General features: G+C 36.1%; 26 protein-coding genes. 9 read left to right on the plus strand and 17 right to left on the minus strand.

What is annotated here, in order from left to right:
• Positions 1-68 precede the first annotated feature (68 nt).
• Together AB8525_RS06445 and AB8525_RS06450 are read left to right on the plus strand one after the other, a co-directional pair.
• Positions 69-395, plus strand: a complete 327-nt coding sequence (locus tag AB8525_RS06445; RefSeq protein WP_369150253.1) for a transposase — start codon at positions 69-71, stop codon at positions 393-395.
• Between the two features lie 11 nt (positions 396-406).
• Positions 407-1,267, plus strand: coding sequence for an IS3 family transposase (locus AB8525_RS06450; protein ID WP_369179028.1), 861 nt, complete (start codon positions 407-409; stop codon positions 1,265-1,267).
• Between the two features lie 162 nt (positions 1,268-1,429).
• Here AB8525_RS06450 and AB8525_RS06455 read toward each other — a convergent pair whose 3' ends face one another.
• From AB8525_RS06455 to AB8525_RS06490, 8 genes are all read right to left on the minus strand, one after another.
• Positions 1,430-2,104 carry an OmpA family protein gene (locus tag AB8525_RS06455; protein WP_369176955.1) on the minus strand — a complete coding sequence of 225 codons (675 nt, stop codon included), beginning with the start codon at positions 2,102-2,104 and terminating at the stop codon, positions 1,430-1,432.
• Positions 2,094-2,879, minus strand: a complete 786-nt coding sequence (locus AB8525_RS06460; protein WP_369176956.1) for a hypothetical protein — start codon at positions 2,877-2,879, stop codon at positions 2,094-2,096. The genes AB8525_RS06455 and AB8525_RS06460 overlap by 11 nt, the downstream gene beginning before the upstream one ends.
• The gene (locus AB8525_RS06465; RefSeq protein ID WP_369176958.1) at positions 2,879-4,345 is read right to left on the minus strand and encodes a MotA/TolQ/ExbB proton channel family protein; all 1,467 of its coding nucleotides are present in this window, start codon (positions 4,343-4,345) and stop codon (positions 2,879-2,881) included. Before AB8525_RS06465 ends, AB8525_RS06460 begins: the two co-directional genes overlap by 1 nt.
• Before the next feature lie 128 nt (positions 4,346-4,473).
• On the minus strand, positions 4,474-5,490 hold the full coding sequence (locus AB8525_RS06470) for a DUF4917 family protein (RefSeq protein WP_369176960.1): 1,017 nt from the start codon (positions 5,488-5,490) through the stop codon (positions 4,474-4,476).
• Positions 5,491-5,830: 340 nt separating this feature from the next.
• The gene (locus AB8525_RS06475; RefSeq protein ID WP_369149933.1) at positions 5,831-6,493 is read right to left on the minus strand and encodes a transposase; all 663 of its coding nucleotides are present in this window, start codon (positions 6,491-6,493) and stop codon (positions 5,831-5,833) included.
• A 195-nt stretch (positions 6,494-6,688) separates the two neighbouring features.
• Positions 6,689-6,955, minus strand: a complete 267-nt coding sequence (locus tag AB8525_RS06480; protein WP_369176961.1) for a DNA cytosine methyltransferase — start codon at positions 6,953-6,955, stop codon at positions 6,689-6,691.
• A 35-nt stretch (positions 6,956-6,990) separates the two neighbouring features.
• Positions 6,991-7,755 carry a hypothetical protein gene (locus tag AB8525_RS06485; protein WP_369176963.1) on the minus strand — a complete coding sequence of 255 codons (765 nt, stop codon included), beginning with the start codon at positions 7,753-7,755 and terminating at the stop codon, positions 6,991-6,993.
• A 57-nt stretch (positions 7,756-7,812) separates the two neighbouring features.
• Entirely contained in the window at positions 7,813-8,016 is a 204-nt protein-coding gene (locus AB8525_RS06490; protein WP_369176964.1) for a hypothetical protein, read from the minus strand.
• A 4-nt stretch (positions 8,017-8,020) separates the two neighbouring features.
• Here AB8525_RS06490 and AB8525_RS06495 point away from each other — a divergent pair, with 4 nt between their 5' ends.
• Positions 8,021-8,203, plus strand: coding sequence for a hypothetical protein (locus AB8525_RS06495; RefSeq protein ID WP_369176966.1), 183 nt, complete (start codon positions 8,021-8,023; stop codon positions 8,201-8,203).
• Positions 8,204-8,230: 27 nt separating this feature from the next.
• Here AB8525_RS06495 and AB8525_RS06500 read toward each other — a convergent pair whose 3' ends face one another.
• From AB8525_RS06500 to AB8525_RS06535, 8 genes are all read right to left on the minus strand, one after another.
• Positions 8,231-8,974, minus strand: a complete 744-nt coding sequence (locus tag AB8525_RS06500; protein WP_369176968.1) for a hypothetical protein — start codon at positions 8,972-8,974, stop codon at positions 8,231-8,233.
• A gap of 3 nt (positions 8,975-8,977) precedes the next feature.
• On the minus strand, positions 8,978-9,190 hold the full coding sequence (locus AB8525_RS06505; protein WP_369176969.1) for a S26 family signal peptidase: 213 nt from the start codon (positions 9,188-9,190) through the stop codon (positions 8,978-8,980).
• On the minus strand, positions 9,126-9,536 hold the full coding sequence (locus AB8525_RS06510) for a hypothetical protein (protein WP_369179077.1): 411 nt from the start codon (positions 9,534-9,536) through the stop codon (positions 9,126-9,128). Before AB8525_RS06510 ends, AB8525_RS06505 begins: the two co-directional genes overlap by 65 nt.
• Positions 9,499-10,476, minus strand: coding sequence for an IS3 family transposase (locus AB8525_RS06515; protein WP_369176971.1), 978 nt, complete (start codon positions 10,474-10,476; stop codon positions 9,499-9,501). Before AB8525_RS06515 ends, AB8525_RS06510 begins: the two co-directional genes overlap by 38 nt.
• 59 nt (positions 10,477-10,535) lie before the next feature.
• Complete coding sequence (locus AB8525_RS06520; protein ID WP_369176973.1) at positions 10,536-10,862, minus strand: transposase; 327 nt, start codon at positions 10,860-10,862, stop codon at positions 10,536-10,538.
• Positions 10,863-10,935: 73 nt separating this feature from the next.
• Positions 10,936-12,177 carry an adenosylmethionine--8-amino-7-oxononanoate transaminase gene (gene bioA, locus AB8525_RS06525; protein WP_369176975.1) on the minus strand — a complete coding sequence of 414 codons (1,242 nt, stop codon included), beginning with the start codon at positions 12,175-12,177 and terminating at the stop codon, positions 10,936-10,938.
• Between the two features lie 6 nt (positions 12,178-12,183).
• A complete protein-coding gene (locus tag AB8525_RS06530; protein ID WP_369150108.1) occupies positions 12,184-12,333 on the minus strand; it encodes a hypothetical protein in 150 nt (49 codons plus the stop codon).
• A 16-nt stretch (positions 12,334-12,349) separates the two neighbouring features.
• The gene (locus AB8525_RS06535; protein WP_369150257.1) at positions 12,350-13,018 is read right to left on the minus strand and encodes a phosphoglycolate phosphatase; all 669 of its coding nucleotides are present in this window, start codon (positions 13,016-13,018) and stop codon (positions 12,350-12,352) included.
• A gap of 55 nt (positions 13,019-13,073) precedes the next feature.
• Here AB8525_RS06535 and proC point away from each other — a divergent pair, with 55 nt between their 5' ends.
• Genes proC through AB8525_RS06550 form a run of 3 tightly spaced genes read left to right on the plus strand, consistent with a single transcriptional unit; the run spans position 13,074 to position 15,322 of the window.
• Positions 13,074-13,898, plus strand: coding sequence for a pyrroline-5-carboxylate reductase (gene proC / locus AB8525_RS06540; protein WP_369176977.1), 825 nt, complete (start codon positions 13,074-13,076; stop codon positions 13,896-13,898).
• Complete coding sequence (locus AB8525_RS06545) at positions 13,891-14,295, plus strand: hypothetical protein (RefSeq protein ID WP_369150259.1); 405 nt, start codon at positions 13,891-13,893, stop codon at positions 14,293-14,295. Before proC ends, AB8525_RS06545 begins: the two co-directional genes overlap by 8 nt.
• A complete protein-coding gene (locus AB8525_RS06550; protein WP_369176979.1) occupies positions 14,282-15,322 on the plus strand; it encodes a hypothetical protein in 1,041 nt (346 codons plus the stop codon). Before AB8525_RS06545 ends, AB8525_RS06550 begins: the two co-directional genes overlap by 14 nt.
• Here AB8525_RS06550 and AB8525_RS06555 read toward each other — a convergent pair.
• Positions 15,308-16,024 (minus strand): 16S rRNA (uracil(1498)-N(3))-methyltransferase, encoded by a 717-nt coding sequence (locus AB8525_RS06555; RefSeq protein ID WP_369176981.1) that lies wholly within the window; start codon positions 16,022-16,024, stop codon positions 15,308-15,310. The genes AB8525_RS06550 and AB8525_RS06555 overlap by 15 nt on opposite strands.
• An 18-nt stretch (positions 16,025-16,042) precedes the next feature.
• On the opposite strand from AB8525_RS06555, the gene AB8525_RS06560 reads away from it, so the two are divergent.
• The 3 genes from AB8525_RS06560 to orn are packed head-to-tail and all read left to right on the plus strand — an operon-like array spanning position 16,043 to position 18,829.
• Positions 16,043-17,260, plus strand: coding sequence for an aminopeptidase P N-terminal domain-containing protein (locus AB8525_RS06560; protein WP_369176983.1), 1,218 nt, complete (start codon positions 16,043-16,045; stop codon positions 17,258-17,260).
• 3 nt (positions 17,261-17,263) lie between these two features.
• Complete coding sequence (trpD, locus tag AB8525_RS06565) at positions 17,264-18,283, plus strand: anthranilate phosphoribosyltransferase (RefSeq protein ID WP_369150265.1); 1,020 nt, start codon at positions 17,264-17,266, stop codon at positions 18,281-18,283.
• Entirely contained in the window at positions 18,284-18,829 is a 546-nt protein-coding gene (orn, locus tag AB8525_RS06570) for an oligoribonuclease (protein WP_369176984.1), read from the plus strand.
• Positions 18,830-18,947: the final 118 nt, after the last annotated feature.

Consider the following 18,947-nt stretch of genomic DNA (forward strand, 5'->3'; position numbering starts at 1 on the left):
CAAAAAAATAACACACTGAAACTCCCCCAATAAACTGGACACTAAATTTTAACATTTAGGAGTCCAAAATGACAAGAAAATACACAGCCTTCACCAAAGCCTTTAAACTAGAAACCCTAGCACTAGCAAATCAACCAAATACTTGCATTGCACAGCTTGCAAGAGATTTAGGTTTACGCAGAAACATGATCTACAAATGGAGGATTGAATTGAATCAAAAACAAGATAAAGCCTTTAAAAGAACCGCCGATACTGCCAACACAGCACATCACAAAGCAACACATTCGGCGTTATTAAAGCAAAACAAACAACTTGCAAAAGACCTTAAACTGGCTCAAATGGAGGTAGAAATCCTAAAAAAGGCTCAAGCCTTCTTCAAAGGTCAAAACAGTTAAGATTTAAGTTTATCGCCTCAGAGACGATAAACTACCCAATCACTGTTTTGTGTCGCTGTATGCAGGTATCCAAGAGCGGATACTACTACTGGAAGCATACACCACAAAGCCCTAGAAGTAGGCAGAACGATAAAATCATATTACAAATCATTCAAGCCTTTAAAAATAGTAGGCAAACCTATGGTTCGCCTAGGATTTATCACGAACTAAAAGCCCAAGGCGTTAAGGTTAGCCTGAATAAGGTGGCGAGGCTGATGAACAAAAACAACATATATGCCCATTTTAGTATTCGCCATAAAAAGGCAAAAATACCTAGAAACAATATTAACTTTGCTAATAATATACTGAACAGGGAATTTATTGCAACAACACCCAATAGCAAATGGGTAAGCGACACTACCTTTGTTTGGACGCAGCAAGGTTGGTTGTATTTAGCAACTGTGATTGATTTATACTCACGCAAAGTTGCTGGTTGGTCAATGGGCAAGAATAATGACACAGTGCTCGTAATTGACGCTCTGAGCATGGCAATCAAAAACAAGCCAAGACAACAGCAAGTATTACTGCATTCAGATCAAGGTTCTACTTACAGGGCTTATGAGTATTTAGCATTATTTAAAGCAAATAACATTACCCAAAGCATGAGTAGAAAAGGAGAATGCTATGATAATGCAGTTGCTGAGAGCTTTTTTAACACACTCAAAACCGAGCTAGTCAATCAACAAACCTACCAAACCAGAGCGCAAGCAACAAGTGCAATCTTTGAATATATTGAAGTGTTTTACAACAAGATTAGACGACATTCAACGATTGGTTATTATTCACCCAATGATTATGAACAAGCGTTTTATAAGGAGAATTACCCAACTTAACAAAAGCCTTTTAGGCTTAAGTTGGGTTGGCTTCGCCAATTTGGGGGGGCAAGCCCCCAAACCCCATTGTTCAATCAAAAAGAACAAGGGTATAATTTATTGAAGTGGTGTCCAGTCAAGTGGGGGAACCGCATACTGACCCCTTTGATTCTATAATTTTCATTATTGTAATTTGTTAATGATTTCATAAATTTTTTCTTCCGCTTTGGTTATTACTCTAAATTCTACTCTTTGAGAGGCTTGTATATTTTCTTTTCCATTTTTTTTAATTAAATTAGAAAATGACATACCATTGGCACGAAAAACATTTTCTAAAAATATTTTATTATTTACTGAATTTGTAATGTTATAACTATAAACCAAAACAGACTTCGCTCTATTTTGCGATAAAGACATATTATTTATATATGACTGCTCTCTTGTAGCATTTTTCCATATAGATGATGTATGACCCTCAACCCTAATTTCTTTAATTTGTTTTTTATACTTATTGTTGGTTAAAATATCTAAATATCTTGGGAAAAAGTCATTTAATACGGCGATAAAAAGTGTCTTGAGTTTGCTGCTATTGGTATCAAATAAAATCTCTGGAGATTTAAAACGAATTGTGTTGTCTTTTAGAATTTCAGCATCCCAAGCTTCAAGGTCTTTTTTAAATTCTTGATTTAAATCCCTATACAATTGTTGTTGAATATTCTGATAACTCTCTGCTATTTCTTTAATAGCCTTTTGTTCTTTCTGCACTTCACTCATAAACAATACAGCAATAAATAAAAATACCATCATTAGCCCAGCCATCATATCTGAGATACTTATCCATTCTCTATTAGCTTGCATAGTTTTCTTTTATTTGTAAAAATTGTTTATATTCTGATTTTTGCTTAATATGTCCGTGTTGAAATTCTTTTGCATGACATTCAATACACAGAACTTTTAAATTTTCGTGCTTATTGTTTGTTATATCAGCATTTATATGATGAGTATGTAAATATTTTTTACAATCATTTAAATTGTAAAAACACTCTTGACATATCCATTTGTAATACCGCTTTCTTTCTATTGAGATATTTTGCCAATTATCAGCATAACTACTTGGAATAGTTGTCATATCTAACTCATTGGCAATATACGGTTGAATATGTTGGATTGGCGTATCTAGATAAGACTTGACATCAAAGTTTGTTACTGTTTGACGGTCATATATTGAATTATGCTGTTCTAGGCAATTATAATTACAGATGTTTAAATACTCATATTGTCCTCCTGAAGAGTGTATCATCCAAAACTGCCCATCGCCTCTTGAAGCCTTTTTGTATCTATGCCCTCTATTTGTATTTCGCATTTTTGTTAAAGTTTCACATTCAAAAATATGAAATTTTGGCAAAGCCCATTCTGCTTTATAATTTGAAATATCACAAATATGTACAATCGTTTTTCTAATTGAACCATCTTTTAAAACTGTAAATAACTCACCTTCTTGGCTAGTATAAACATCACTTAAATCGGTATCTAAACCTTCATTTTCAAACAATGTTATTTCTGTTTTGGCAATAATATCAATTTTTACTTTATTGACTGCTCGCCACAATTCGCTAAAACCTGTAATTTTCATTAGTTAATATTATTTGCTTTCATAAGTTTAGAAACCTGCTCTAAAAAGCTTTCGTAATCAGTGGAAAATTGTGTAGTTAAAGAAGTAAGTGATTTATTTAATATGTCTAATGAATCTGGTAATTGTCTTTCTATCTCTTCGGTTAATTTCGTTAGTGCTTCGGATTGATTTGTTAAAGATTTCTGTATTTCATCGGAAAAACTTTTTAATTCACTGGTAATGCCTTTTGCTTCACCGCTAATTTCTGCAAAAACCTTTAAACTTTTTTCTAGATTCTGTATTTGATTTTGATTAGTGCTAATAACAATTTCTAATTTGTCGCTAACATCTGCAATCTTGGCATAATTACCTGTCATTTCACTAATTATTTTTGCATTATTTTCTGTGGTTAAGGCGGCATTTTTGGTTTGTTCAAATAATTGAATTAAACTTTCTTTTATTTTTCCGTTAGCTTGCTCATTTTGTTCAACGCTTTCTTTTAAAGAGTTATTTATTTCACTAGAAAACTCCCCCACTTTTGTAATAAGCGTGTCAGTATTCTGAGTTGTTGTGGTATTAATTTTGTCTATATTTTCTAATAATACCTGATTGTTTTCATTGACAAAATCTTGCAAACTTTTTAAATTGGTTTCAGCAAATTCTTTTACCAATGCTGTTGTATTTTGATGGCTTTCATTTGTGTTTTTTACAGTTATTTTTAACTGTTCTTCAAATTCTTGCACAGAATTTTTATAAGCGTCTTGCCATTCAATCATTTTTAAAACAGCCTCATTCAACTGTTCAAAATTATCACCAAATTGTTCTGTAAGGTTATCATTAAAATCTTTGATAACATCTTGTAGTGCTTTAATAATTTCTTCAGTAGCACCTTTTGACAAGGTCTGAACTGCTTCTTTTAAGGAGTTGTCAATTTCAGATAACTTTTCTTTTAAAAATTCAAACAAATCCTTTTGATTTATTTTTAACTCATCTTTAACGCTTGATATATCAGAAGATAAAGATTTTATATTGGTATCAATTGAATCTAATTTTGTATTGATAAGAGGTAATATTTCAGTATTCTTTTTAATATCACCCAAAGATGTTAATTTACTATCAATAGAATTTAACTTATCTAATTGTTTGCCAATATTATTTAAAGCTGTAATCTCATCTTCGGCAACATCTCCACTTTTATTTTTTTGAATAATGGAAAGTAATATTGCCAAAAACATACCGACAATAGAAGTGATAAATGCTGTTTTCAGCCCATCTAGTAATTTTGGAACACTGTCTGCAACATTATTACTATCAAAACCATATAAACCAATAAAAATACCTATAAATGTTCCTAGAACGCCAGCACTAACAAGGATAGATTTAAAATCTTGATGGTTGTCGCCTTTATGGCTAGAAAGATCTTTCCAAAAAAGCCAAAACATTAATAAAAAAGTGATGGAAATTACAGTAATGTTTTCAATGGACATATTTTATGTGTGTTTGTTGTGTGAGAAAATTATAACGCCTTGCTCAGCGGCAGTTTGAAGTGGCACATTTTTGCGAATGCAAAATAAGTGACGCTTTAAACTGTCCGCTGGAGCTATTTGTTAGCACTTTAGCCCCATACTTGTGCTGATTGAGAATCATAAAATGAAACCTGAAGGGGTTTTGATTGTGCTCGATTATTAATCATTCTTTTCGCCCTTGTTTTAATGATTTTATTGGACTCATTGTTTTCATCTCCATATAGCCCTATATAAAGATGCTTTATCTTCCCTTTCTCTATTGCTTTCAAAAAGTGCTCATCATTTTCTGCTAGTGAATGCCCGTGAATAAATAGTGCTCCTTGTATACTCGAAAAGCTCCTCTTGCCTTTGGCAAGGTATTCATTGTGCATTATACGTTCTAGTTTTTCATTACTTGTACCCTCTGATACAAACAGAGGAAAATAATCTCTTTCCAATGCATCACGTATTTGCTCTATTAACCGTCGCCCAGTATTTATCCATGTATATTTTTGAATTTCTGATCCTGCATCAAAAACATGTAAAGCCCCATGTAGATACCATATATTTTGACTTCTACTTGTTTCAGCTTCCCAAACAACATACTCGGAGTCAAATTCATCTTCAGGTTTTCTAAAGCCATCATCTGATTTAATTTTTTCTCCATCATCATTGTGCATTACTGCCCAATATAAAAGTAAATCATAATTTAGCGTATAAACATTGTTAAAGCTCGAAAGGAATGTTCTACAAGAAGTGTATTCTTCATCAGTAATTTCTCCAGGCCATTCTGGGTGGCTTGATGAAATAGCTTGAACAAGAACTTCTCGAAGCCCATTTGCATCTTTTTTCAACTGTTCTATCAAGCTTGTTTTCACTCCACTATAAGCACTAAGAACAGCGTTTGCATCACGGAGGACTTTAATGACTTTTTCAAAATCTTGTGTTTTAAGGGCTTCGAATGCCAACTTTGCACTTAGTGATAATTTGCTAAAGTCCGCCTTTTCAAATAATTTCTCATAAACAAAAATATGTGGGCGGCAGGAGATACTAAAGCCATTGCCCAGCAGTGCATGCCTTTTGTTATATTTTTGAGCTTCATCCATTGCTTGTTTGAATGTAAGCATTTATTTCTCCATTTTGTGCTAACGCCTGAAATCACCTGACGCGTCAGCGGTCAGATGGAATGATTTGTTAGGTGTTATTTACACTTCGGTAAAGACTTTGGCTTAGAGCGAGTATGTGCTGGTACTTTTACCGTTTTTGGCCCTGGTTTTTTAGTAGTGCGTGTAGGTCTGCATTTTGTTTTAGTAGCCATAACTTTTATCCTTGTTTAATAATATAATCAGATAATATATAGGGATTAAATTTCGTATTTCAACGGCTAGGAACATATCCAGTTCTATTGCCTTCAAAATCATACATATTCAAAATAAATGGAAAATAAATGGGGGCAGGCTACTTTTATCATAGTTTTTTCTTATTTTTTGGTCTTCCTCTAGCCTTTAGAGTTGACAGCAAACCATGCTTCTTTGCCATTTTTATAACCCAGTTTTCATTGCCAAGTGGTGCTTGTCTATTAATACTGTTTCTGATTTTATCTATTTCTTTTTGAGTTTGTGGCGTATTGACATATTCCACCCAGTTATCTAGTTCTCCATAAGGCTTGTTCAATATCTTTCTATTTCTAAAAACTCTTTCTGATAATGACCCGTATTGCCAATCTTGTGCTGTTTTGCTTAAATCAGCCCTTAACGCATTAGCCTCTATATAGCGCATCAAAGTTAGATAATAACTGTCTTTTTCAACAATAAAACTTTTAAATCTACCTTGCCAAATATGTCCTGAGGTTTTGTTTTTCTTATGATAATAACGCACATGAGAAGTCATCACCCATTGCATAAATTTACTCAGACTATTTTCACCTTGTGGTACAAGTAATAAATGAAAGTGATTAGGCATTAGACAATAGGCGTGTAACTCAATATTCTCTCTTTCTAGCCCTGTTTTTAATAATTTTAGGAAAAACTCGTAATCATCCTCATCATCAAAAACTTGCATACGCATATTTCCTCTATTGATAATATGATAGATTCCGCCTTGGGTTTGACCTCTTGGTATGCGTGGCATTTTAGTGTTGGGGTAAAAGTGGGGAATTATATCATAAAAAGTAGCCTGTCCCCATCATTTCCATCATTTTCAAGTGTTGGGGTAAAAGTGGGGAATTATATCATAAAAAGTAGCCTGTCCCCATCATTTCCCATCATTTGCTGTCCCCATCATTTTCATATCATAAAAAGTAGCCTGTCCCCATTATTGTCCCCATTATTTCCATGAAGGGTCAGCTTCTTTAACTACTCGGATATATTCATCTAACATTTCTTGAGAATAGTTTGTTTTGTTTCGCTTTAAGCCGCTGAAATCTTGGCACGGACTGCCACCGATAACCCCGTCAAACTTGCCTGCTATAGTATGAAAATCACGAATATCTTGGCCATAAATAATATCTCCAGCTGAAACAACACAGAAGCCTTGCTCACGAAATGCTTTATCAAGTAAGCCGGCACCAGTGAATAGACTTAGTACTAGCATTTTAGTTGGAAGGCATTAATAGTTTAACATCCTTTTTAAATTCCAAGATTTTTTCCTTTACAGGCATACCAACTAAATGTATCATCCCAAATTATTTTCCCATTTTCTAGTAGTCGAATTTGGATTTTGTTATTGGCAAATTTTTCTGTAAAGCCTTTTTGAGCATCATTAAAAACATTACAAATTTTGGTTCCAATTTTAATAACACGACCGTGTGTTGAACTTGCTAAATCTTTTTTAGCTTCTAATTTTTCCTTATCCAGTAACATATTTTTTTCCTTTGCTCTTTTTGCTCTTTCGTAGGATTGTGCAACTGCGTTGTTTTTAGCAATTTCTAGTATCGATGTCGATGGTTTTTTATTGATTGGCTCCGATACAATAATACGAACTTTTGGAATACTCCCAATGTGTTGAATAGTAATAATATCAAGATAAAAATATCCTTCATTTTTATTTTTCTTATTTAAGCATAATCTATTGCTATAGTGTGTTTCATAAAGACCATTAATACCCAGACAATAACTCTCAAAACTATCATATACAGCATAAACCCCTTTTGTTGAAAAAAAAGCAGTAGAGAATCTGTTTATATTGCCATGTGTTTCTAGCTTGTTAGGTCTTTTAAAAAATGTATTGTCGCCTTTGCTAGATAATTCCATTGTTCCGACCTCTGCTAATTTAATAGCAGAATCATATTTACTTATATCTTTGACATTATATGCACCACCACAACCTTGTAAAAAAAATGTACTTAACATTGAGATTGTAAATAGTGTTGTTTTTATATTAATATTTTTCATTATTATTGTATTATTTTTAAAACAGCATTGTAAATCAACTTATCTTGAGTAATGCCATCACAATCTAATAAAAATATTTGCAATAAGCTCGTCTCCTTGCTTTCTACCACCAACGGTAATGCCGTCAAGCAGGGTCATTATTTCGGGGATGGTGTAATTAATACCTTCTAAATTTACAACATCATAAACCAGCTCTGGCAGTTGTTTTTTAGCCAAGAATATCGCTTGTTGCTTATTATTTACTATATGAGACCTTTGCATAAATATGAATAATCATCAAAACGCCATCTTTCATCAAATTACAAACTTTTTAAAAACACCCTTAGCCCTGCTAGGAGTGGATTTAAAAAATTTCCAATTTAATAAAATCTGTCATTTTGCTAATCATCCCTATTTATGCAAAGGTCTCTATATGATTAACATTTTTCATAGTATTAATTATACATAATAATATAATAGTTTTTATATTATTATATTAAAAAAGTATTTTAGGTGCTACTTTAAACAGCTTGTTTCCAATATTTTTTCTAAAAAAATCAATTGTTCTTTGTGTAATATTCTCAACTGGAGGAGTAGGGATATTGCAGCCTTTAATGAAATCCCCAGTTAGCGTATTTTTATGGAGGAAATAATTAGTAAAAGCCTTTGTTTTATCTCTTTTGTCTTTTTGCGAAAGGATAAATCTAAATTGATTTTTATCTGTTTTTTGAATATCATATCTGGCAACTTGTATAGGATAATCACTTAATTGGACCAAAATATAAGGCAGTGTGATAATTGACATTTCTTTCAACCTCCAAATATTTGCCTCTACTGACAATATAAGCAACTGGCAGAATTGATCTACGCTTAAATTTCCCTTATCACTTTCCCAATTAGACAATACATTGCAGCGAATATAAATATTTAATAATAGTTCGTTATCATTAGCAATTTTATGTCTTAGCTTTAAATTAGATATAGGGTGTTTTTCAAATTTACTTAAGTGAAGTATTTTTCTTTTATTGGCATTAACAATAGGGCAGTTGGTATTTTGTTTTGAATGAGAAAAATGAGTTGTTATGGTATCGCTAGAAGCGGCACACAGAGTAAGGTCGTAATCACAACTTGGGCACTTTGCTACTATATTTTTTCTTTTGTGCTCTTTAAAATTAGCACCGAACCGCTCTAAAAAAATAATAGCATTAATATATTCATCTTGATACTTTGCAATAAACATTTTCTACCAAATTAATTTCATTTTATTAAGTTTATTATAATCAATAAATCCCCAGTATCGACTATCAAAACTTTCAATATTTGACCCCCATAAAATGGCTTTATTCTGAGGTACAATGTCATCATAATAAAACTGTTTTATCGTCTTTCCGCTACCTGTTTTTTTTATTGCGTTTGATTGGATATTTTTTATCCTGGCATGTAATAAATTGGTCATCAATTTTTAGACTCTCACCTCCAATACAGACTATTTTTTTAGATAAAACTTTTAAATTTTTTGGCAATAATTCGTGCTGAAAATTAAAATAAACAAAGTCATTTTTCTCTGGACTTTTATCACTTTTCCAAAAAACTGTACCCATGTGAGAGTCAGGGAATAAATGGGGACAGGCTGCGGTTCCCCCACTTGACTGGACACCACTTTGATAAATTATACCCTTGTTCTTTTTGATTGAACAATGGGGTTTGGGGGCTTGCCCCCCCAAATTGGCGAAGCCAACCCAACTTAAGCCTAAAAGGCTTTTGTTAAGTTGGGTGATTCTCCTTATAAAACGCTTGTTCATAATCACTGGGTGAATAATAACCAACCGTTGAATGTCGTCTAATCTTGTTGTAAAACACTTCAATATATTCAAAGATTGCACTTGTTGCTTGCGCTCTGGTTTGGTAGGTTTGTTGATTGACTAGCTCGGTTTTGAGTGTGTTAAAAAAGCTCTCAGCAACTGCATTATCATAGCATTCTCCTTTTCTACTCATGCTTTGGGTAATGTTATTTGCTTTAAATAATGCTAAATACTCATAAGCCCTGTAAGTAGAACCTTGATCTGAATGTAGCAATACTTGCTGTTGTCTTGGCTTGTTTTTGATTGCCATGCTCAGGGCGTCAATTACGAGCGCTGTGTCATTATTCTTGCCCATTGACCAACCAGCAACTTTGCGTGAGTATAAATCAATCACAGTTGCTAAATACAACCAACCTTGCTGCGTCCAAACAAAGGTAGTGTCGCTTACCCATTTGCTATTGGGTGTTGTTGCAATAAATTCCCTGTTCAGTATATTATTGAGACCTTTGCATAAATAGGGATGATTAGCAAAATGACAGATTTTATTAAATTGGAAATTTTTTAAATCCACTCCTAGCAGGGCTAAGGGTGTTTTTAAAAAGTTTGTAATTTGATGAAAGATGGCGTTTTGATGATTATTCATATTTATGCAAAGGTCTCTATTAGCAAAGTTAATATTGTTTCTAGGTATTTTTGCCTTTTTATGGCGAATACTAAAATGGGCATATATGTTGTTTTTGTTCATCAGCCTCGCCACCTTATTCAGGCTAACCTTAACGCCTTGGGCTTTTAGTTCGTGATAAATCCTAGGCGAACCATAGGTTTGCCTACTATTTTTAAAGGCTTGAATGATTTGTAATACGATTTTATCGTTCTGCCTACTTCTAGGGCTTTGTGGTGTATGCTTCCAGTAGTAGTATCCGCTCTTGGATACCTGCATACAGCGACACAAAACAGTGATTGGGTAGTTTATCGCCTCTGAGGCGATAAACTTAAATCTTAACTGTTTTGACCTTTGAAGAAGGCTTGAGCCTTTTTTAGGATTTCTACCTCCATTTGAGCCAGTTTAAGGTCTTTTGCAAGTTGTTTGTTTTGCTTTAATAACGCCGAATGTGTTGCTTTGTGATGTGCTGTGTTGGCAGTATCGGCGGTTCTTTTAAAGGCTTTATCTTGTTTTTGCTTCAATTCAATCCTCCATTTGTAGATCATGTTTCTGCGTAAACCTAAATCTCTTGCAAGCTGTGCAATGCAAGTATTTGGTTGATTTGCTAGTGCTAGGGTTTCTAGTTTAAAGGCTTTGGTGAAGGCTGTGTATTTTCTTGTCATTTTGGACTCCTAAATGTTAAAATTTAGTGTCCAGTTTATTGGGGGAGTTTCACCACCCTTTTAAAAAACTAAGTTACTCCCAACACTTAACAACTGTTTTAATCGCTTTAGTAAGCGTCAAAAGTTCCTCATCGGTGATGATAAACGCAGGCATAGTGTAGAGTAATTTACCATATGGTCGAAGCCAAACGCCGTTTTCAATCAGTTGGTTTTGGACTTTTTGAATGTCAATTTCATCTGCCATTTCAATCACGCCGATTGCGCCTAAAATACGGACATTATCTACTTTTTCATTTTGACTAAGTGGGGATAAATGTGTGTAAAAATGTTTTTCAATGCGAGCGATGTTGTCTTGCCATGGTTGATTGAGTAATAGTTCAATGCTGGCATTTGCCACGGCACAGGCGAGTGGGTTTGCCATAAAGGTGGGGCCGTGCATTAAAGTGGCGACGCTGGTGGCAACTTTATCGCTGGTGAGGGTGGCGGCGAGGGTCATATAGCCGCCTGTTAGGGCTTTGCCAAGGCATAAAATATCGGGTTCAATGTCAACATATTCTAGGGCAAATAGTTCACCTGTTCTGCCAAAACCTGTGGCAATTTCATCTAAGATAAATAGCACTTTGTGTTGTTTACATAGTGCTTTTGCTTTGATTAAATATTGTGGGTTGTAGATTCTCATTCCACCGGCACTTTGCACTACGGGCTCTAAAATCATGGCGGCGATTGAATGGGCGTTTTTAATTAAGGTTTGTTCTAAATCGGCAAGTGCTTCGTCCATTGCCACCATTGAAGGGCTTTTGACAAAATATTGTTGTGTCAAAATATCGTTAAATAAATGATGCATACCGTTATCAGGGTCGCAAACGCTCATTGCACCAAATGAATCTCCGTGATAACCGCCACGAATGGTGATGAATTTTTGCTTATTAGGCTGGTGTTTGTTGTGCCAATATTGTATGGACATTTTGAAGGCGACTTCAACGGCGATGGAGCCAGAGTCGGTGAAGAATACTTTGGTTAAGTTGTCGGGCGTGATTTCGATGAGGGTTTTAGCGAGGTCGATGGCGGGTTGGTGGGTTAAGCCACCAAACATCACATGCGACATTTTTGTTAATTGTTTATTAACCGCTTGATTTAAAACAGGATGATTATAGCCATGAATGGTTGCCCACCACGAACTCATCCCATCAATCACTCGTTTACCCCCCGCCAGCGTTAAATAAACGCCATCAGCAGATTCAACCAAATGTGGGGGGACGCTGTTGGGGACTTTGGCATAGGGATGCCAAATGTGTTGTTGGTCAAATGTGTGCAAAAGCATTTATAAGAGACCTTTGCATAAATAGGGATGATTAGCAAAATGACAGATTTTATTAAATTGGAAATTTTTTAAATCCACTCCTAGCAGGGCTAAGGGTGTTTTTAAAAAGTTTGTAATTTGATGAAAGATGGCGTTTTGATGATTATTCATATTTATGCAAAGGTCTCTATAAGTATTGTTTGAGCTCAACCATGGAATCAATCACCAAATCGGGATTAGCATCAGCAATATCATTGCCGTGATTATAGCCGTATGACATACAAATAATCTCAAACCCTGCCCCGCGTGAGGCTTTAACATCACTGATTGAATCGCCTAACATCATTGAGTCTTTTGGGTCAATGCCAAAAAATTCTGCTGCATGGAAAAGTGGTAATGGGTCGGGTTTCTTTTTAGCCAAAGTATCGCCTGAAATAACAATATCAAAATAATCAAAAACACCCAGATCTTTTAAAATTGGCAAGGTAAATTGCTCGGCTTTATTAGTTACACAGCCTAGTGTGTAGCCTTGTGCTTGCAAATAATCCAAACCTTCTTTTACCCCTGCATATAACGACGAACGACCCGAAGTATTTTCTGCATACAACGCTAAAAAAATCGGGTAAGCCTTATCATAATCATCCTTGTTAGCTACACCTTCCAACTCACCCGTCAACGAACGCTCTACCAATTTTGGCACACCATTACCGACCCAGTGACGCACTTTTGCCTCACCCCATTTCTCTCTACCCATTGCCACCATTAGTTCATCAACGCAATAAGCCAAGTCTGGCACACTGTCAACTAAAGTGCCATCAACATCAATCATAATTAGTTTTGGGTTAAATTTTTTCATATTATCCTTTTTTAGGTAGAATAGTCAATCTTAATAGTTGAGCAAGTTATTTTAAATGGAAAAGACAACAACAATCGGTTTTATTGGTGCAGGAAATATGGCGTATGCGTTAATTTCTGGTTTAATTGACGGCGGATTTTCGGCACAAAACATCAAAGTGAGTGACAAAAACGCAACCCTATTATCACAGAGGGAGATAGACTTTGGTATTGAAACCTTTAGCGATAATACGCAACTGGCTAATCAATGTGAAGTGATTGTTTTTGCCGTTAAGCCACAAATCCTTGCAACGGTTTGCAAGGAGTTGCAAGCACATATTATTCACAAGCCGCTCATAATTTCTATTGTTGCTGGTGCTAAATCAACCAGTATTGCCCACTGGCTTGGTTGGGCACCTATTGTGCGTGCTATGCCCAACACCCCTGCATTATTGGGTATGGGAGCAACGGGTATGATGGCAAATGAGGCAGTTAGTGCTGAACAAAAGGTGTTAACCGAACAAATTCTTGGCTCTGTTGGCAAGTGTTTTTGGGTGGCAAACGAACAAATGCTAGATGCAGTAACAGCACTCTCAGGCAGTGGTCCAGCATATTTCTTTTTGATGATTGAAGCTATGGCACATACTGGCACTGCATTGGGGCTTAATGAAGAAACTGCCAAGCAACTCAGCATTCAAACAGCATTAGGTGCAAGTATGATGGCAGACCAAAGTGAGGGCTCCCCTTATCAACTGCGTGCCAAAGTAACCTCAAAAAATGGCACAACACAAGCGGCAATTGAATCTTTTCAAAATCAAGATTTTGAAGCGGTGGTTGCTCGCGCAATGCGCTCTGCTTTTGACCGTGCTCAAAAAATAGGCTTTGAGTTAGACAATGAGTGATACGCTAAATATTAAAATTCAAACATCAAAAACTTATCTGGCTTCTAGTCTTGTTGTCTATTTATTGGGCATATTTTCAGCATGGCATTATTTTTATAATATTTGGTTCAGTCTTACTGTTAGTATCGCTTTATCACTGTGGTTAATTTATTTTTTCCCGAGATTTTTATGGCTTACTCATCCAAAATCTGTTGTGGGAATATCGCTAGATGTGGATAAATTGACTGTAACAAAAAATGATAATTCCACTCAACAATATTCTATTTTTCACCTTGAATACCAATCTAATTTTTTAGCTATTATTAGCACTGGCAAAAGTTCTATCGTTATTTTTAAAGATGCTTTAGCATCAGCATCTCTCTCACAAATCAATAAATATTTCAATGCTCACACCTGAAGATACACTCAAACTCAATGTGTTAATGGCAACCTGCGATGCCATTCGTATTGATGTCTATAAACTAGTCGTGGTCGGCTTAACTGCAGACAAAAAAGAACAAACCATCGCCCTCACTCCAACTGGAGACAGCAGCAAATATATTGAAGCCGTGCAAAAATTACTAGTCACTCAAATTTTGGGCGGTATGGGCGGCTACCCATCCTATCTAAAACGCTGGTCAAGAATGGGGCAAGTAGAATCTGCCAATCTAAAATCATTGTTAAAAATTGGCAATATCGAAGCCGTAGTTGCCGTATCAAATTCTCAAAATTTAGACGATGAAGTATTAGATTTGGTTTGGTGGTGTGCCACTAATACCGACCAACAAGCGGAAATCGGACGATTTTTGCTCACTCGAAAGTTTGTCGTTAAGCACCCTGTTGGCAAACAAATTGCACATTATTTATTAGAGTTTCTACCGTTTACTGATGATACAACACAACTGATTGACACCACTAACTTATTATTACAAGGCGATTTAATCTCTCAAAAAGCAAAAGATAGATTGTGGAAACAAGGGCAAAGAAAAACTGCTTTTTTAGTCGGATTTATTGAGAGAAATACCCATAATTTACCCAATAGTGATGACACGATTGCTTTGGATAGCGATATTAAAGAATTAGATTGCATCAACAGTAAACAAGGGCAGATTATGCTAAAAACCATTGCCATTATTTTGAAAAAAATCAACCAAGAACATGTCTTATACCGCACTTTAGAAATCTTAGGTAATTATGTCGCCCACCCAATGATTCGCCCCCTCGCCTCTATTGAACAATGCCAAAATCAAGCCCAACAAGTTGCAGAAAATTTAGGCTTGACCGACGAAAAAATCAAAGCTCGCCTATTATTAGCAAGCGTCAGCGAGCAATTAGTCGTCAGCACAATCTCTGCCCACAGTCTCGCAGGTTCTGCCATTCGCAAAAAATTGTCTAATACTTTAGTTCCAATACAGGACGCTTTGAAACTCTTAACTACCCCATAACAACTGCATATTGGCAATCGCTGCCAATGATGCCGTTTCTGTTCTGAGTACACGAGAGCCAAGCGATAAAGATTGGTAGCCTGCTTGGGTGGCTTGAGTGATTTCTATTTCGCTGAAGCCGCCTTCAGGGCCGATTAGGATGGTGGCTTCATTCGTTGCCTCTATATCTAACAGAGTCTTTTCACAACGGTGATGTAAGACGAAGCCATGGGTGATGGGTTGTTGCAAGAAGTCATCTAATTTCATTGGGTTAATAACTTCTGAGATGACGGAGCGGCCTGATTGTTCGCAGGCACTAATGACAATTTTTTGCCAATGTTGGCGGCGTTTTGTTAATTTATCACCCTTTAGATGAACGATGCAATGGTCGGTGAAGATGGGAATGATTTTATTGACGCCGAGTTCGACGGCTTTTTGCATTAGAAAATCCATTTTTTCACCTTTAGCAATACCTTGCACCAAGGTGATATTGAGTTTTGATTCGGATGAATTTTCAGTTTTCTCTAAGATTTTGACAACACATTCTTTCTTCGCTTGAAGCACTTCTGCGGTGTAATTTGCCCCGTCGCCATTGAATAAAGTGATATTTTTTCCTTGCGGAAAACGCAATACTTTCGCCAAATGATGTGATGCGTAGGCATCTAATGTCAATTTTTCATCAACATTAATTTGGGTGTTTTGATATAGTCGTGGGTTTTTCATCAGTCTATAATTATACAAATGAAAAATCAGCATAGACAACAGAAATTATTAAATCAATTAGGGGCAGGGGCTTTGGTTATTGTTGCGACTAATTTAGAGCAACTTCGTAATGGCGATGTACATTATCCGTTTCGTCCGCATAGTGATTTTTGGTATTTGACGGGGTTTACTGAGCCTGAGGCAGTGGCAGTTTTTTCGCAGGAGGATTATACGATTTTTTTGCGTGAAAAAGACCAGAAACGAGAGATTTGGGATGGAGAGCGTTTGGGGGTTGATGCTGCACCAGAGATTTTGAAGGTAAATCAAGCTTATCCGATTGGTGCGTTAAAAACACAACTGCCACAGTTGATAAAAAATGCAACTACGGTGTATTATGATTTTAAACCATGTGCATTAGACGATACAATTATGGAATGTTTGGCGACGACGAAAACACAGTCGTTGGGCAAATATTTACATGAAATGCGTCTTATTAAAGATGACGATGAAATTGCCTTAATGCAAAAATCTGCAGATATTTCAGTGGAAACACATCAAATGGCAATGCAGCAAGCTAAACCCGATTTATTTGAGTATGAAGTGGGCAGTATTTTTGATGGAAATTTTAGAAGATATAATGCTGAACATGCTTATACACCCATTGTGGCAGGGGGAAAAAATGGGTGTGTGTTGCATTATATTAAAAATAATCAGGTGCTAAATGATGGCGATTTATTGTTAATTGATGCAGGGTGTGAAGTGCAAGGATATGCTGCGGATATTACCCGCACTTTTCCGATTAATGGCACATTCAGTAATGCACAACGACAAATTTATCAGATTGTATTGGATGCACAACTCGCAGCGATTGCTGCAATAAAACCAAATGAAGTCATTACCACGCCACATAAAATTGCTTCACAAATCATTCAACAGGGCTTGATTAACTTAGGGATTTTGGCAAAAAATGGCGATTTAAAACAGTTTTATATGCATGGCACAGGGCATTGGCTTGGGATGGATGTGCATGATGTCGGGCGTTACCAGCAAGGTAATCAGGATAGGAAATACGAAGTGGGGATGGTAACCACAGTTGAACCTGGTATTTACATCCGTAAGAGTGATAAAATTAACCCTAAATATTGGGATATTGGTATTCGTATTGAAGATGATGTGCTGATTACCAAAGGTGGAAATCGTGTGTTGACGCAGGGATTGGCGAAAGAAATTGATGAGATAGAAGGATTGATGAGATAAAAAATGAATATACAAGAAGCGATAAAAGCCGTGATTGCTAAGCAAGATTTGAGCGAAAAGCAAATGCACGGCGTGATGAGTGATATTATGACGGGCAAAACTACAGGTGTTCAAAATGGTGGTTTTTTAGTCGGTTTGGCGGTGAAAGGTGAGACAATTCAAGAAATAACAGCAGCAGCAAAGGTAATGCACTCACTGGCATCTGGAGTTAAGGTTCATGATACAACACATTTGGTTGACACCTGTGGCACAGGGGGTGATGGGTTAGGTTTATTTAATATCTCAACCGCCTGCGCTTTTGTTGTGGCAGCAGCAGGAGCAAAGGTTGCTAAGCATGGCAATCGCAGTATTTCCTCTAAATCTGGCAGTGCTGATGTTTTGGAAGCAGCGGGGGTTAACCTCTATATGACACCAGAAGAAATTGGCAAATGCGTGGAGAAAATTGGTGTTGGTTTTATGTTTGCTCCTGCGCACCATTTAGCAATGAAGCATGTTGCTGATACCCGCAAAGATTTAGCAGTTCGCACGATTTTCAATGTCTTAGGTCCACTGACTAACCCAGCCAAAGCACCCCATCAAGTGATGGGTGTTTACGATAAAACATTGGTTGAACCAATTGCAAATGTTCTGAAAAGTTTAGGGTCTAAACATGTAATGGTGGTACATTCTAAGGATGGACTGGATGAGATTTCAATTGCCGACGATACTTTTGTTGCAGAATTAAAAAACAGTAAAGTGACAACTTATACAATTAATCCGACAGATTTTGGATTACCCCTTGGTGATTTGAATGAAATTAAAGCAGATGATGCAGAAAGCTCATTGGTGTTAATTCAAAATGCATTGGACGGTAAAGATGGTGCGGGTAAAAATATTATTGCTTTGAATGCAGGTGCAGCGATTTATGTGTCGGGCATGGCTGATTCATTGCAACAGGGTATCGATAAAGCGATAGAAATTTTAAACAGTGGCGCTGCACATCAAAAACTTGATGACTTCGTCAAAGAAAGCACGGGGTGTTAAATGTCAGATAGAGAAACTAATTTAATTTGGATTGATTTGGAAATGACGGGCTTATTACCTGAAAGCGATGTGATTATCGAAATTGCGACCATTGTAACTGACAAAGATTTGAATATTTTGGCAGAAGGCCCTGCACTTGCGATTCATCAAAGTGATGAAACTTTAAACGCAATGGACGAGTGGAATACCGAACATCACAATCAGTCTGGCTTGGTTAAACGCATTAAAGAAAGCCGCATTTCTACTCAACAAGCCGAAATTGAAACCATAGATTTTTTAAAAGAATGGGTGGAAAAAGGAGCATCGCCAATGTGTGGCAATACCATTTGCCAAGACCGGCGTTTTTTGTATAATACGATGCCGACTCTGGAAAAGTTTTTTCACTATCGCCACATTGATGTCAGCACTTTAAAAGAGTTAATTAAACGCTGGAAGCCTGACGCTGCCCTAGTGCGAGAAGGTGAATCTGAGCATTTAGCATTGGCAGATATTCATGAATCTATCAGAGAACTTAAACATTATAGAAAAACTTTTATTCAAGTTTAATTTTGGTATAATATTATTCTTTTATTTGCACTGTTAGACACCGAAACACTGAATTTAGAGCTTTACTACAAAATTAGCAAATACAAGTGCAGAATTATCGCAAAACATAATTAGAGGA

It is taken from the genome of Candidatus Thiodubiliella endoseptemdiera, from assembly GCF_964212635.1.
GTDB lineage: Bacteria > Pseudomonadota > Gammaproteobacteria > PS1 > Pseudothioglobaceae > Thiodubiliella > Thiodubiliella endoseptemdiera.